Genomic DNA, 12,924 nt, shown 5'->3' on the forward strand with positions numbered 1-12,924 from the left:
TCAAATAGGCCTCTAGCGCTTATCCATAAAGCGCAAGCAGCTATTGAAAATATAGCTGCTTGTCGCTTCGCACCTGCAACCCCACGCCCCTTGGGAGCCGCCATGCCAAGACCCGTCACCCTTTTCACCGGCCAGTGGGCCGACCTGCCGTTGGCAGAACTCGCGCCGCTGGCACGCAGCATGGGCTACGACGGCCTGGAGTTGGCCTGCTGGGGCGACCATTTCAACGTGCAGGAGGCGCTGTCGTCGCCCCAGTACGTCAAAGACAAACACGCACTGCTGGCCCAGCACGGCCTGCAGTGTTTTGCCATCGGCAACCACCTGGTGGGCCAGGCGGTGTGTGACCTGATCGACGAGCGCCACCATGCCATCCTGCTGCCCCACGTGTGGGGCAACGGCGAGCCCGAGGGCGTGCGCCAGCGGGCTGCCGCCGAGCTGGCTGACACCGCGCGCGCGGCTGCGGCGTTCGGCGTGAAGACGGTCACTGGCTTCACGGGCTCGTCGGTGTGGCATTCGATCTACGCGTTTCCGCCCACTACGCAGGCGTATTGGGACAAGGGGTTCGTGGACTTCGCAGACCGCTTCGGCCCCATCCTCGATGTGTTCGAGGAGCACGACATCAACTTCGCGCTAGAGGTGCACCCCACCGAGATCGCGTTCGACATCGCCTCGGCCGAGCGTGCGGTTGCAGCCGTCAACCAGCACCGGCGCTTCGGCTTCAACTACGACCCGAGCCACCTGGCCTACCAGGGCGTGGACTACGTGAAGTTCATCCGCCGGTTTGCCGACCGCATCTACAACGCGCACATGAAGGACGTGTGGTGGGGCAAGGGCGACGGCACGGTGGGCACCTTCGGCGGGCACACCAGCTTTGGCGATGCGCGGCGCAACTGGGACTTTCGCAGCGTGGGGCGCGGGATGATCGATTTCGAATCCATCATCGTCGCGCTCAACGACATCGGCTACCAGGGCCCCCTCTCGGTGGAGTGGGAGGACAGCCGCATGGACCGCGTGCACGGCGCCACCGAGAGCGCGGCGTTCTGCAAGCGGCTCGACTTCAAGCCCGCTGCCGGCGCGTTCGACGCCGTATTTGCACGCGACAAGCAGGCCTAGCCGCGCTCCGTCCATAAACCGATAACAACAACACACAGCGAGCAAAGGCGTTTCGTATGTCCAGTGAAAGAAAGCTCCGCTACGCCATGGTCGGGGGCGGTCACGGCGCCTTCATCGGCGCGGTGCACCGCAAGGCCATGGCGCTCGACGGCCAGTTTGAACTGGTGGCTGGCGCGCTGTCATCCTCGCCCGAGCGGGCCCGCGCGTCCGGCGCCGAGCTGGGCCTGGCGGACGACCGCAACCACGGCAGCTGGCAGGACCTGCTGGCCGACGAGCTGCGCCGCAGCCCCGATGAGCGCATCGACCTGGTGAGCATCGTCACCCCCAACCATGTGCACCACCCGGTGGCCCTGGCCTTTGTGCAGGCGGGCTTTCATGTGGTGTGCGACAAGCCGCTGGTGCACACCAGCGCGCAGGCCGATGAGCTGGTGGCGGCGGTGAAGAAGGCCGGCACCGTGTTCGGCGTGACCTACAACTACACCGGCTACCCCATGGTGCGCGAGGCCCGCCACCTGGTGCACAGCGGTGCCCTGGGCACGCTGCGCAAGGTCACCGTGGAATACAACCAGGGCTGGCTGGCCACGGCGGTGGAGCAGGGCGGCAGCAACAAGCAGGCCGACTGGCGGCTGGACCCGGCCCGCAGCGGCGCGGTGGGCACCATGGGCGACATCGGATCGCACGCCGAGAACCTGGCCGCCACCGTCACCGGCCAGCGGCCCGAGGCGCTGTGCGCCGACCTCACCACCTTCGGCGCAGGCCGCCAGCTGGACGACGATGCGCAACTGCTGCTGCGCTATGCGGGCGGCGCACGCGGCGTGATCGTTGCGTCGCAGGTGGCGGCGGGGCTGGAGAACGATGTGCGGCTGCAGGTGTCCGGCACGCTGGGCACGCTGGTGTGGCGCCAGGAAGACCCCAACCACCTGGTGCATTCGCCGGTGGACGGGCCGCGCCGCATCCTCACGCGCGGCTCGCCGTGGCTCAGCGAATCGGCGCTGCGCGCGGGGCGCATTCCGGCGGGGCATCCGGAGGCTTTCATCGAAGCGTTTGCCAACGTCTACCTGGGCGTGGCGGCGGACATCCGCGCCCGGGCAGCAGGCAGAACAGCGAGCGCGCTGGAGGCCGACTACCCGCGCGTGGAAGATGGGGCCGAGGGCGTGCGCTTCATCGAAAAGGTGGTGGAGTCTGCAGGCAGCGAGCGCAAGTGGACCGCATTGGCAAACGGCGCCGGCCCGAAAATTTGAATGAAATCAGCCTTTAGCGCTTAGCTAGGAAGCGCTAGACGCTATCTATTTGTGAGCGTTTTCAGGCCCTGAGCGCACGCTAGTTAGTTGCCTGCTAGCTGAAACCGCTGGTCAAAGTTCATCTTGCCCAGCACACGCAGTGCTGCCGTGCGGGTGGCGTTGTCGACCTTGCTGATGTCCAGGCTGTAGCGCTTGGCGGTGGACACCACATCCACGCTTTTGGGGCCCCACTGCACGGCCACCAGCAGGGCGGGGCGCTGGCCCGCTTCGGCGCCCACCGACACACCACGCTGCTCGGGCCGCAGCATGAACTCCAGCCGGGGGGTGCGCACCAGTGTGAGGCGGTGGGCTCCTTGCGGGCCGAGCGCGAACGAGACGACCCAGTCGTCTTCGTCTTCCACCGTCAGAAACGGGACATGCTGGGGAGCGGCCATGAATAAGGGGCTTTGGGGTTACGGGCGGGCGGATGGGCCGCCGTGGTGCACAACCCGTGGTGCGGGCGGCCGCCAGTATGCCGTTGCAAAAGCTGTGCCGAGGTCGGGAGAACCCGAGGTTGGGCACATCCAACGCGGCATTGGTGTTGTCAGCTTGGTGCAAGCTGGCGTGGGCCCAAGCTGGCGATGGGCCACACGGGCGACGAAATGTGCCCCGATGCTGGCCGCCCAAAGATGCTCCGGCGGCCATGGAGCGGCTTTGCGCCGGCTCAGCCTGTCTTGAACGGGCTGCGTTCTTGCAGTTCGCTCAGGTAGTGCCCCACCCCCTCGCTTTCGCGCGCCAGAAACCGCTCCACCGCCTCGGCAAAGGCCGGGTGCGCCAGCCAGTGTGCGCTGGTGGCCTGCACGGGCAGCAGGGCGCGGGCCATCTTGTGTTCGCCCTGGGCGCCGCCTTCAAAGCGCTGCACGCCATGGTCGATGCACCACTGCAGGGGCTGGTAGTAGCAGGCCTCAAAGTGCAGGCAGTCCACGCGCTCCAGCGCACCCCAATACCGGCCGTAGGCTACCAATCTTTGGTCTTTTTGGCTGCTAGCGCTTGATGGTAAAGCGCTGATAGCTATCAAACTACTAGCAATCGGCAGGCCATCGCGCTCGGCCACAAACAGCAGCCAGGCCTCGGGCATGTGCGCCGCCATGCGGGCAAAGAAGTCCCGCGTGAGGTAGGGCGGGTTGCCATGTTCGAGGTAGGTGCGTTCGTAGCAGCGGTAGAAAAAATCCCAGTCGGCCGCGCTGATGTCCGCGCCGCGTGACCAGCGGAAGGTGACTCCGGCCTCCGCCACGCGGCGGCGCTCCTGGCGGATCTTCTTGCGCTTGTCCTGGGCGAGGCTGGCGAGGAAGTGGTCGAAGTCTGTGAACGGTTGATTCCCGCCATCGACGGGCGGGGACCCCTCGGGGGGCAGCGAACCACGCGCAGCGGGGAGCGTGGGGGCCACATTCTTCCAGTGGAACTGCACGGTGTGCCGCAGCATCAGGTCTTGCTGCGCACTGGTCAGCACATCGTCGTCGCTGGCAAACAGGATGTGCACGGACGACACGTTTTCGTCCTCGCACCACTGGCACACCGCCTGCACCAGCAGCGCGCGCGCGGCATCGTCGCGGGCCATCAGACGGGTGCCCGGCACGGGGGTGAAAGGCACGGCGATCACGGCCTTGGGGTAGTAGGGCACGCCGTGCTGCTCGTAGGCGCTGGCCCAGGCCCAGTCGAAGACGTATTCGCCGTAGGAATGGTTCTTGAGGTACAGCGGGCAGGCGGCAATCAAGGTGTTGCTGTCCCACAGGGTCAGGAAGCGCGCCGCCCAGCCCGTGCGCGGGGTGGCACTGCCGCTTGTCTCCAGGGCGGCCAGGTACTCGTGGCGCATGAAGGGCGTGGGGTGGCTTTGCCGGGCCAGCAGGGTGTTCCAGGCCGCAGCATCCACCTCCAGCACAGAGGCAAGTACGCGGGCGATAATGGCAGATTCAGCCATGCACACCCCGGTTTTGCTTTGCAAGCTGCGGGCCCGTGTGGGCAGTATTCAACCTGGCCGCAGGGGCCGATTCCAGTTCCATGACGCTCTCCATTTGCACTGCGCAGCTCAACTTTGTCGTGGGCGACATGCCCGGCAACGCCCAAAAGATCATTGCGGCGGCCCGCGAGGCCTATGCCCAGGGGGCAAGATTGCTGCTGACGCCCGAGCTGGCGATTTGCGGCTATGCGGCCGAAGACCTGTTCCTGCGCCCCGCGTTCATTGCGGCCTGCGATGATGCCGTGAAAACCGTGGCCCGCGAGACGGCAGGGTTGAAAGGCTTGGCCATCGTGCTGGGCCACCCGCAGGCCGTGGTGCCCGATGCGCCTGCATTCAGCGCCTGCTTCAACGCCGCCAGCGTGCTGCGCGACGGGCAGATCGAGCAGACCTATGCCAAGCGCGAGCTGCCCAACTACCAGGTGTTTGACGAGCGCCGCTACTTTGTGGCGGGCAGTGCGCCCTGCGTGTTCGAGGTGGAAGGCGTGCGCGTGGGCGTGCTGGTGTGCGAAGACGCCTGGTTTGCCGCCCCCGCACGCGATGCTGCAGCGGCGGGTGCACAGCTGCTGGCGGTCATCAACGCATCGCCGTTCCATCTGGGCAAAGGCGCCGAGCGTGAGCAGACCATGCGTGAGCGTGTGGCCGAGACGGGCTTGCCACTCGTGTACGCGCACCTGGTTGGCGGCCAGGATGAGGTCGTGTTTGAAGGCCGCTCGTTCGCGCTCAACGCCGATGGCTCGGTGGCCTGCCGGGGGCCGAGTTTTGAAGAAAAACTGGTGTTTGCGCAGGTCCATCAAACGCAAGCAGCTATCAAAATAGAAGCAGAGATAGCCCCAGAGAATAGCCTGGAGGCCGACCTGTGGGATGCCCTGGTGCTGGGTGTGCGCGACTATGTGGGCAAGAACGGCTTTCCGGGCGCTCTGCTCGGGCTGTCGGGTGGCATCGATTCGGCCCTGGTGCTGGCGGTGGCCGTGGATGCTCTGGGGGCAGACAAGGTGCGCACGGTGATGATGCCGTCGCCCTACACGGCCGACATCAGCTGGATCGACGCACGCGACATGGCCGCGCGTTTGGGTGTGCGTTATGACGAGATCTCGATCAAGCCGCAGTTCGAGGCTTTCAAGGCCGCGCTGGCCAGCGATTTTGCGGGTCTGGCAGAAGACACGACCGAAGAAAACCTGCAGGCACGCATCCGGGGCACGCTGCTCATGGCGCTGTCCAACAAGTTCGGCTCCATCGTGCTCACCACGGGCAACAAGAGCGAGATGTCCACCGGCTACTGCACGCTGTATGGCGACATGGCGGGTGGTTTTGCGGTGATCAAGGACGTGGCCAAAACCCGCGTGTTCGACCTGGCCCGCTGGCGCAATGCGAACGACCCGTATGGCACGGGCGTGGGTCCCATCCCCGAACGCATCATCACGCGCCCGCCCAGCGCCGAGCTGCGGCCCGACCAGAAGGACCAGGACAGCCTGCCGCCCTACGAGGTGCTGGACGCCATCGTGGCGCGCTACATGGAGAACGATGAGCCCATCGAGTCCATCATCGCGAGCGGCTTTGAGCGCGCCGATGTGGAGCGCGTGACACGCCTCATCAAGCTCAACGAGTACAAACGCCGCCAGGCTCCTGTAGGGATTCGCGTCACGCGCCGCAGCTTCGGCAAGGACTGGCGTTACCCTATCACCAGCAAATTCAGGGCATGACGCTTCGGCGTTGCGCCTTCAGCCCCCATTTTTTACATCCTCCAGGAGACACGCCATGAAAATGATCACCGCCGTCATCAAGCCCTTCAAGCTCGAAGAAGTCCGCGAAGCCCTGGCCGAATGTGGCGTGACCGGCCTCACCGTGACCGAGGTGAAGGGTTTTGGCCGCCAGAAGGGCCACACCGAGCTGTACCGTGGCGCAGAGTATGTGGTGGACTTTCTGCCCAAGGTGAAGGTCGAGGTCGTCGTGAAGACCGAGGACGTGGACCGCTGCGTGGACGCCATCGTGAACGTGGCGCGCACGGGCAAGATCGGCGACGGCAAGATTTTTGTGACGGCCGTGGAGCGTGTGGTGCGGATTCGCACCGGTGATTTGGACGACGCGGCGGTATAGGGTGGCAACCCCCTGAGTCGCTTCGCGCCTTCCCCCTTCTCTCGAATGGCTGCGCCATTCGGGAAGGGGGACACCGCCAGCGCGGCGGGGCGGCCCTTGCGCGGCGGTCGCTGGCTTGGGTCGCGCCAGTTTTAACCGCAGTCAGATCACCGAGCGCAGCGGGACAGGGGCTTGGTTGGGGCCGGCGTCTTGCACCAGCGTGCGCAGCAGGGCCTCGGCATCGTTGGAGGCGTGCAGCAGGCCCATTTGCCATTCGCCCATGAAGCCGCTGGCCACGCTGGTCTGCAAAAAGCCCAGCAGGCCGTCGTAGTAGCCCGCCACATTGAGCAGGCCCAGGGGCTTGTCGTGGTAGCCCAGCTGGCGCCAGGTCCACACTTCAAACAGTTCCTCAAAGGTGCCGATGCCGCCGGGCAGGGCTAAAAAGGCGTCGCTGCGTTCGGCCATCATGGCCTTGCGTTCGTGCATGGTCTGCACGATGTGCAGCTCGTCGCATTGGCGGTTGGCCAGTTCCTTGTCAACCAGGGCCTGGGGAATCACGCCCACCACACGCCCTCCGCCCAAGCGCGTGGCCTCGGCCACCGTACCCATCAAGCCGCTGCGGCCACCGCCGTACACCAGCTGCCCGCCGTGCTGGCCAATCCACCGGCCCACGGCCTTGGCCGCGTCGGCAAAGGCTGGGTTCTCCCCGGGGCGCGAACCGCAGTACACACAAACGGAAAAAGCAGGTTCAGCCATGAAAAATCCTCTGAAAAACAGCTGCGCCCCAGATGCCCATGCACAGTAGCAGGGCCAGCAGCACAGCGGCGCTGCCCATGTCCTTGGCGCGTTTTGAAAGGTCGTGCCATTCGGGGCCAATGCGGTCGATGGCGGTTTCGATGCCGGTGTTGAGCAGCTCCACGATCATCACGATCACCACAGAGCCTGCCAGTAGGGCCGTTTCTACCCAGTTTTTCCCCAGCCACAGCGACACGGGCAGCAGCACCATGGCGGCAACAGCTTCCTGGCGGAATGCCTTTTCGTTCCACCCCGCGCGCAGTCCTTCAAGGGAGTAGCCCGCCGCGTGCCAGATGCGGTTCAAGCCCGTGCGGGTCTTTTGAGGGTTGGCAGGTGCGATGGACTCAGGTGGGGGCAGGGGCATGAAGGTATTGTCTCGCAGCCGCATGACAGCGGGCGCAGCCGCCCGCCCTGGAGCGCTACTTTTTCGGAAGCTCGAAATGCACGAGGCGGGTGCCTGCCATCGCGTCGTGCCAGAACTGCCGCTGTGGATGAAAGCGGCTCAGGATGGCCCAGATGGCCACCCAGCCGAACAGCAGCACCAGCACTTCAATGGCCGAGACACCCGACAGATAGGCTGCCAGGGGCGGCAGGAACCACACCCAGCTCAGCAGATAGCGCAACAGTGCACGCGCCTGGGTAATGGGTTGCCCGGCGGCATCCACGACACGGATGAGCCAGGTCTTCTGGGCCAGGGTCTGGCCTTTGGCCCAGAACCAGGTGAAGTAGATGCCAAACACCACGAACAGAAACGCCTGCAGGGCATGCCGGTTGTCCAGGGCATGGCGGGTCTGGCTGAGGGTGCCGAACAGATAACCGGCAATGAATACCACCCCGAACATCAGCATGCCTTCATACAGCCAGCAGGCCATGCGGCGCCACAAATTGGGCGTGTGGCCGACGGCAACTGCAGAAAGGGTTGCCGAGGGGGTTGCCTGTGGTGCAGGTGCGGGAGGGGTGGCGGTCATTCCAGGGAGCGAAAACGAGGCGGAGGGTGCCGGTCAGCGGCGGGTTATTGGGGGTACAGGCCGGAATTGTCGGGGGTGACCGTGGGGGCAGCGGGGGTTGTTTCTGCGGAGCCAGCGCCCAGAGGCGGCAATGCCGCTGGCACCGCCACTGGCACCGAAACGGGTGCCGTCTCGACCACCGTAGGCGCAGGGTTTTGCGCGGATGCGCCCGTCGCCGGGGGCGCTGCGGGGGTGACTGGCGCCGCCACCCGGGGTGCACTGTGGTCGAGCGGCGGGATCTTCGGTGCGTTCGGGCGGCTGGGGTTGGCCTGTGTGGCCGCTGGAACCTGGGCCAGCTTCTTGGGCGACACGGGCTGCAGTGCCGTGGCGGCACCCTTGGGCTTGGGGGCCGCACGTGCTGCCAATGCACGTTTTTCTTCGTCGGACAGTGCCTGGTAGGCCTCCCACTGGGCGCGTTTGTCGTCACGTGCGAGCCGGTTGGTCACGGCGTAGTTCAGCCGGGCCTGGTTGCGCTGCTGCGCGCTCAAACTGGCCCAGTCCGTCATGCGGTCATGGAACTTGGCCTGCTCCTCCTCGGGAAGCAGCGAAAAATTGGCTGCCAGCGCCAGCCAGCGGCGCTTTTGCGCCTCGCTGATGAGGGCCCAGCGCTCCGCCAGTGGGTATAACGCCATTTTTTGGGGCGTGCTCAGGGTTTCCCAGCCCGGGCCGGTCTCAACCTGGGGCACCGCCGTGGTGCCCTGCCGGGAGGGTGTGCGGGCATTGTTGGGGCTTGCCACCGCCGCTTCTGCACCCGCCGACAGCAAAGTACCCGGTGCCATGCGCATCTGCACCAGCACCTGGCCACCCACTGCGGCGAGCACGCCCAAGAGCGCCAAAGCCAGCACGAAGGCTGGCAGGGCGGGGGAAGCGTCTGGAGAACTTGGGTGCATGCAGTACGTTGTCGGGGGCGGGCTCAGTTCGACGGTGCAGAGGTTTTGAGGAATTGTACGAAGCCGGGGTCTGCGTAGGCTGCGGGCGGCAGATCATCGGTCAACAGGGCGGCATCCACTTCGGCCACATCGTTGACGCTGTTTTCATCCTGGGCAATGTTGATCACCACCAGCCCCACCACCAGCGCCATCAGCGGAACGGCTGAGACCAGCGCATTCCACCAGCTGCCACCTTCGTTGCCACCACGGCCCAGCGTCGCACTGCCACCCGCATGCACCACCACGGGTGCAGCCAGGCGCACCGGAACGATGTCTTTTTTGCGCTTGGCCAGTGCCTGCATGCGCGAGGCGCGCAGCCGTTCGGAAATGTCGTAAGGCAATTCGTCGGCACCGCCCGACAACCGCGCCGCGACGCGCAGCGCAAAGCGCTCTGCCGCAGCTTCTGCCTGTGTCGATGGGGTTTGTACAGTGTTCATGGCTCGATTCCTTTGGCCTTCAGTGCCTTGCTGAGGGTTTGTATGGCACGAAAACAGTGCGTTTTGACGCTGCCCTCGGAGCAGCCCATGGCGGCCGCCGTTTCTGCAACATCCATTTCTTCCCAGTAACGCATGAGGAACGCTTCCCGTTGACGTGGAGGCAGTTCGGCGATTTCGGCTTCGATGCCGTGAAAGATCTGCGCCCGGCGGGTCAGATCCTCGGCGCTTTCCGCCCGTTCCCCATCGTCCGGTCCTGAATACGCTTCCAGCAGATCAAAATCCATGCCATCTTCGCCAGGGCCCTCGAAGTCGCTCATGCTCGAAAACAGTGCATTGCGGGTTTTCTGGCGGCGAAACCAGTCGAGCGTGCAGTTGGAAAGAATCCGCTGGTAAAGCATCGGCAACTCTGCTGCCGGCTTGTCTCCGTAGTGCTCCGCCAGCTTGAGCATGCTGTCCTGCACGATGTCGAGCGCCGCTTCCTCATTGCGAACGTGGTAGACCGAGCGCTTGAATGCGCGCTTTTCTACACTTTTGAGGAAATCGGAGAGTTCTCGTTCGGTTGCCAAGAGGGGTCAGCCCGGGAGGGGATCGTTGCGGGTGTAGCCGCAAAAAATGTGGCTATCCGGTACGTGAAGCCTTTGATTATCGCATCCGCGGGGGTTTTTTTAGACGGTCGGCGGTTTTACATGTGTTGCAGTGCGATAATCGCCCCTGCAATTCAAAAGGCAAACGGGTCACGGTCCGGCGCGGCAATCATCCCGCCCATGTCCTTGGCCTCAAGTTCCAAGCTGGCTTCACAAGAGCGCGTGCAAGGAGCACCCAAGGTTTTTCGTCAGAGAAATTCACAAAGGTTGATCGATCATGGAAATCTCCAAGGCTGAACTCAGTTCGGCGGCCGCTGCTTCGCAGGGCAACACTCCCTCCGCTTCCGGCTCGCAGGACCTCATGGGTTCTGAGATCCTCATCAAGTCGCTTCAGGCTGAGAACGTCCAGTACATCTGGGGCTACCCCGGTGGTGCGGTTCTCTACATTTACGACGCGCTCTACAAGCAAGACACCATCCAGCACGTGCTGGTGCGCCACGAGCAGGCTGCGGTGCACGCTGCCGACGGCTATGCCCGAGCCACGGGCGAAGTCGGTGTGGCGCTCGTCACCTCGGGCCCTGGCCTGACCAATGCGGTCACGGGTATTGCCACGGCATACATGGACAGCATTCCGATGGTGATCATTTCCGGCCAGGTGCCCACGCCCGCCATCGGGCTGGATGCCTTCCAGGAATGCGACACGGTTGGTATCACTCGCCCCATCGTCAAGCACAATTTCCTCGTCAAGGATCCCAAGGATCTGGCCATGACGATGAAGAAGGCCTTCCACATTGCACGCACCGGCCGCCCTGGCCCTGTGGTGGTGGATGTGCCCAAGGACGTTTCCTTCAAGAAGGTGCCGTACAGCGGCTATCCACAAAGTGTGGAAATGCGCTCGTACAACCCGGTGCGCAAGGGCCATGGTGGCCAGATCCGCAAGGCGCTGCAACTGCTGCTGGCCGCCAAGCGTCCCTATATCTATACCGGCGGCGGCGTGCTGCTGGGCAATGCCACCAACGAGCTGCGCACGTTGGTCGACATGCTCGGCTACCCCGTCACCAACACGCTGATGGGCCTGGGGGCTTACCCAGCCTCGGACCGCAAGTTCCTGGGCATGCTGGGCATGCATGGCACCATCGAGGCCAACAACGCCATGCAGAACTGCGACGTGCTGCTGGCCGTGGGTGCACGCTTTGACGACCGCGTGATCGGCAACCCCAAGCACTTCGCCCAGAACGACCGCAAGATCATCCATGTGGACATCGACCCGTCGAGCATTTCCAAGCGCGTGAAGGTCGACATCCCGATCGTCGGCGACGTGAAGGATGTGCTCACCGAGCTGATCTCCATGATCCGCGAGAGCAGCACCCGCCCCGACGCCGGCGCGCTGGCTGCCTGGTGGGACACCATCGAAGGCTGGCGCAAGCGCGACTGCCTGAAGTACAGCATGGGCAGTCCCGACGTCATCAAGCCACAGTATGTGGTCGAGACGCTGTGGAACATGACCAAGGACGTCGACACCTACATCACGTCCGACGTGGGCCAGCACCAGATGTGGGCCGCGCAGTACTACCGCTTTGATGAACCCCGCCGCTGGATCAATTCCGGTGGCCTGGGCACCATGGGCGTGGGCATTCCCTACGCCATGGGCATCAAGCTGGCCAAGCCGGATTCTGAGGTGTTCTGCATCACGGGCGAAGGCTCGGTGCAGATGAACATCCAGGAGCTGTCCACCTGCCTGCAGTACAACACGCCGATCAAGATCTGCTCGTTGAACAACCGCTACCTGGGCATGGTGCGCCAGTGGCAGGAGATCGAGTACTCCGGCCGCTACAGCCACAGCTACATGGACGCGCTGCCCAACTTCGTGAAGCTGGCCGAGGCCTACGGCCATGTGGGCATGCTGATCGAGCACCCCAAGGATGTGGAGCCCGCGCTGCGCGAAGCGCGCAAACTCAAGGACCGCACGGTGTTCATGGACTTCCGCACCGACCCCACCGAGAACGTGTTCCCGATGGTCCAGGCGGGCAAAGGCATCACCGAAATGTTGCTGGGGTCGGAAGACCTTTGAGCAAGATAGGCCTCCAGCGCTTGTTCATCAAGCGCCAATAGCTATCAAATAGATAGCAACTACTTTTTTTGACGAATCTATTGCCTGCCAAGCCCGTGTATTACCGTGCACGGGGGAGGGCAGCGAAAAGAGGAATCTCTTCATCATGAAACACATCATTGCCGTTCTGCTGGAAAACGAACCCGGTGCGCTGTCACGCGTTGTTGGCCTGTTTTCTGCCCGTGGCTACAACATCGAATCGCTCACCGTGGCGCCCACCGAGGATCCATCGCTCTCGCGCATGACGATCCAGACCACGGGCTCCGACGACGTGATCGAGCAGATCACCAAGCACCTGAACCGCCTCATCGAGGTCGTGAAGGTGGTGGACCTCACCGAAGGTGCCTACACCGAGCGCGAGCTCATGATGGTGAAGGTGCGTGCGGTGGGCAAGGAGCGCGAGGAGATGAAGCGCATGGCCGACATCTTCCGTGGCCGCATCATCGACGTGACCGAGAAGAGCTACACCATCGAGCTCACCGGCGACCAGTCGAAGAACGACGCTTTCCTGCAGGCCATTGACCGCACGGCCATTCTCGAGACCGTCCGCACTGGTGCCAGTGGCATCGGCCGCGGCGAGCGCATTCTGCGCGTGTGACGGATTGGCCTTCGACCGGCTAGCGTCGTTGGGGAGCCTTG

14 protein-coding genes are annotated in these 12,924 nt (G+C 64.1%); 6 read left to right on the forward strand and 8 right to left on the reverse strand.

The window, feature by feature from the left end:
* Positions 1 to 102 precede the first annotated feature (102 nt).
* Both ARADN35_RS0108615 and ARADN35_RS0108620 read left to right on the forward strand, forming a co-directional pair.
* Positions 103 to 1,113, forward strand: a complete 1,011-nt coding sequence (locus ARADN35_RS0108615) for a sugar phosphate isomerase/epimerase family protein (protein WP_010461102.1) — start codon at positions 103 to 105, stop codon at positions 1,111 to 1,113.
* Positions 1,114 to 1,169: 56 nt separating this feature from the next.
* The gene (locus ARADN35_RS0108620) at positions 1,170 to 2,354 is read left to right on the forward strand and encodes a Gfo/Idh/MocA family protein (protein ID WP_010461103.1); all 1,185 of its coding nucleotides are present in this window, start codon (positions 1,170 to 1,172) and stop codon (positions 2,352 to 2,354) included.
* Between the two features lie 83 nt (positions 2,355 to 2,437).
* Here the strand turns inward: ARADN35_RS0108620 and ARADN35_RS0108625 are convergent, their stop codons facing one another.
* Complete coding sequence (locus ARADN35_RS0108625) at positions 2,438 to 2,788, reverse strand: hypothetical protein (RefSeq protein WP_010461104.1); 351 nt, start codon at positions 2,786 to 2,788, stop codon at positions 2,438 to 2,440.
* Positions 2,789 to 3,057: 269 nt separating this feature from the next.
* On the reverse strand, positions 3,058 to 4,311 hold the full coding sequence (locus tag ARADN35_RS0108630; RefSeq protein ID WP_010461105.1) for a GNAT family N-acetyltransferase: 1,254 nt from the start codon (positions 4,309 to 4,311) through the stop codon (positions 3,058 to 3,060).
* Positions 4,312 to 4,391: 80 nt separating this feature from the next.
* On the opposite strand from ARADN35_RS0108630, the gene ARADN35_RS0108635 reads away from it, so the two are divergent.
* The gene (locus ARADN35_RS0108635) at positions 4,392 to 6,050 is read left to right on the forward strand and encodes an NAD+ synthase (protein ID WP_010461106.1); all 1,659 of its coding nucleotides are present in this window, start codon (positions 4,392 to 4,394) and stop codon (positions 6,048 to 6,050) included.
* A gap of 55 nt (positions 6,051 to 6,105) precedes the next feature.
* The gene (locus ARADN35_RS0108640; protein ID WP_007857855.1) at positions 6,106 to 6,444 is read left to right on the forward strand and encodes a P-II family nitrogen regulator; all 339 of its coding nucleotides are present in this window, start codon (positions 6,106 to 6,108) and stop codon (positions 6,442 to 6,444) included.
* A 141-nt stretch (positions 6,445 to 6,585) separates the two neighbouring features.
* Here ARADN35_RS0108640 and ARADN35_RS0108645 read toward each other — a convergent pair whose 3' ends face one another.
* The 6 genes from ARADN35_RS0108645 to ARADN35_RS0108670 are packed head-to-tail and all read right to left on the reverse strand — an operon-like array spanning position 6,586 to position 10,157.
* Complete coding sequence (locus ARADN35_RS0108645) at positions 6,586 to 7,179, reverse strand: LOG family protein (protein WP_010461107.1); 594 nt, start codon at positions 7,177 to 7,179, stop codon at positions 6,586 to 6,588.
* Positions 7,172 to 7,582: a diacylglycerol kinase gene (locus ARADN35_RS0108650; protein ID WP_029413728.1), complete on the reverse strand. Its 411-nt coding sequence runs from the start codon at positions 7,580 to 7,582 to the stop codon at positions 7,172 to 7,174. Before ARADN35_RS0108650 ends, ARADN35_RS0108645 begins: the two co-directional genes overlap by 8 nt.
* 55 nt (positions 7,583 to 7,637) lie before the next feature.
* Entirely contained in the window at positions 7,638 to 8,186 is a 549-nt protein-coding gene (locus tag ARADN35_RS0108655; protein ID WP_081474588.1) for an RDD family protein, read from the reverse strand.
* 44 nt (positions 8,187 to 8,230) lie between these two features.
* The gene (locus ARADN35_RS0108660) at positions 8,231 to 9,115 is read right to left on the reverse strand and encodes a DUF3106 domain-containing protein (RefSeq protein WP_029413730.1); all 885 of its coding nucleotides are present in this window, start codon (positions 9,113 to 9,115) and stop codon (positions 8,231 to 8,233) included.
* A gap of 23 nt (positions 9,116 to 9,138) precedes the next feature.
* The gene (locus tag ARADN35_RS0108665; protein ID WP_010461111.1) at positions 9,139 to 9,591 is read right to left on the reverse strand and encodes a DUF3619 family protein; all 453 of its coding nucleotides are present in this window, start codon (positions 9,589 to 9,591) and stop codon (positions 9,139 to 9,141) included.
* Positions 9,588 to 10,157 carry an RNA polymerase sigma factor gene (locus ARADN35_RS0108670; protein WP_010461112.1) on the reverse strand — a complete coding sequence of 190 codons (570 nt, stop codon included), beginning with the start codon at positions 10,155 to 10,157 and terminating at the stop codon, positions 9,588 to 9,590. The genes ARADN35_RS0108665 and ARADN35_RS0108670 overlap by 4 nt, the downstream gene beginning before the upstream one ends.
* A 295-nt stretch (positions 10,158 to 10,452) precedes the next feature.
* On the opposite strand from ARADN35_RS0108670, the gene ARADN35_RS0108675 reads away from it, so the two are divergent.
* Together ARADN35_RS0108675 and ilvN are read left to right on the forward strand one after the other, a co-directional pair.
* Positions 10,453 to 12,246, forward strand: a complete 1,794-nt coding sequence (locus ARADN35_RS0108675; RefSeq protein ID WP_010461113.1) for an acetolactate synthase 3 catalytic subunit — start codon at positions 10,453 to 10,455, stop codon at positions 12,244 to 12,246.
* A 145-nt stretch (positions 12,247 to 12,391) separates the two neighbouring features.
* Complete coding sequence (gene ilvN, locus ARADN35_RS0108680) at positions 12,392 to 12,883, forward strand: acetolactate synthase small subunit (RefSeq protein ID WP_007857867.1); 492 nt, start codon at positions 12,392 to 12,394, stop codon at positions 12,881 to 12,883.
* Positions 12,884 to 12,924 lie beyond the last annotated feature (41 nt).

This window comes from Acidovorax radicis N35, assembly GCF_000204195.1.
In the GTDB taxonomy this organism is placed as follows: Bacteria; Pseudomonadota; Gammaproteobacteria; order Burkholderiales; family Burkholderiaceae_C; genus Acidovorax; species Acidovorax radicis.

Bases quoted from the DNA above. Each gene is read 5' to 3' on its own strand.
- ARADN35_RS0108620 (WP_010461103.1), top strand. From the start codon at position 1,170: ATGTCCAGTGAAAGAAAGCTCCGCTACGCCATGGTCGGGGGCGGTCAC.
- ARADN35_RS0108630 (WP_010461105.1), bottom strand. From the start codon at position 4,311: ATGGCTGAATCTGCCATTATCGCCCGCGTACTTGCCTCTGTGCTGGAG.
- ARADN35_RS0108660 (WP_029413730.1), bottom strand. From the start codon at position 9,115: ATGCACCCAAGTTCTCCAGACGCTTCCCCCGCCCTGCCAGCCTTCGTG.
- ARADN35_RS0108665 (WP_010461111.1), bottom strand. From the start codon at position 9,591: ATGAACACTGTACAAACCCCATCGACACAGGCAGAAGCTGCGGCAGAG.
- ARADN35_RS0108655 (WP_081474588.1), bottom strand. From the start codon at position 8,186: ATGACCGCCACCCCTCCCGCACCTGCACCACAGGCAACCCCCTCGGCA.
- ARADN35_RS0108645 (WP_010461107.1), bottom strand. From the start codon at position 7,179: ATGGCTGAACCTGCTTTTTCCGTTTGTGTGTACTGCGGTTCGCGCCCC.
- ARADN35_RS0108635 (WP_010461106.1), top strand. From the start codon at position 4,392: ATGACGCTCTCCATTTGCACTGCGCAGCTCAACTTTGTCGTGGGCGAC.
- ARADN35_RS0108625 (WP_010461104.1), bottom strand. From the start codon at position 2,788: ATGGCCGCTCCCCAGCATGTCCCGTTTCTGACGGTGGAAGACGAAGAC.
- ARADN35_RS0108640 (WP_007857855.1), top strand. From the start codon at position 6,106: ATGAAAATGATCACCGCCGTCATCAAGCCCTTCAAGCTCGAAGAAGTC.
- ARADN35_RS0108615 (WP_010461102.1), top strand. From the start codon at position 103: ATGCCAAGACCCGTCACCCTTTTCACCGGCCAGTGGGCCGACCTGCCG.
- ARADN35_RS0108675 (WP_010461113.1), top strand. From the start codon at position 10,453: ATGGAAATCTCCAAGGCTGAACTCAGTTCGGCGGCCGCTGCTTCGCAG.
- ARADN35_RS0108650 (WP_029413728.1), bottom strand. From the start codon at position 7,582: ATGCCCCTGCCCCCACCTGAGTCCATCGCACCTGCCAACCCTCAAAAG.
- ilvN (WP_007857867.1), top strand. From the start codon at position 12,392: ATGAAACACATCATTGCCGTTCTGCTGGAAAACGAACCCGGTGCGCTG.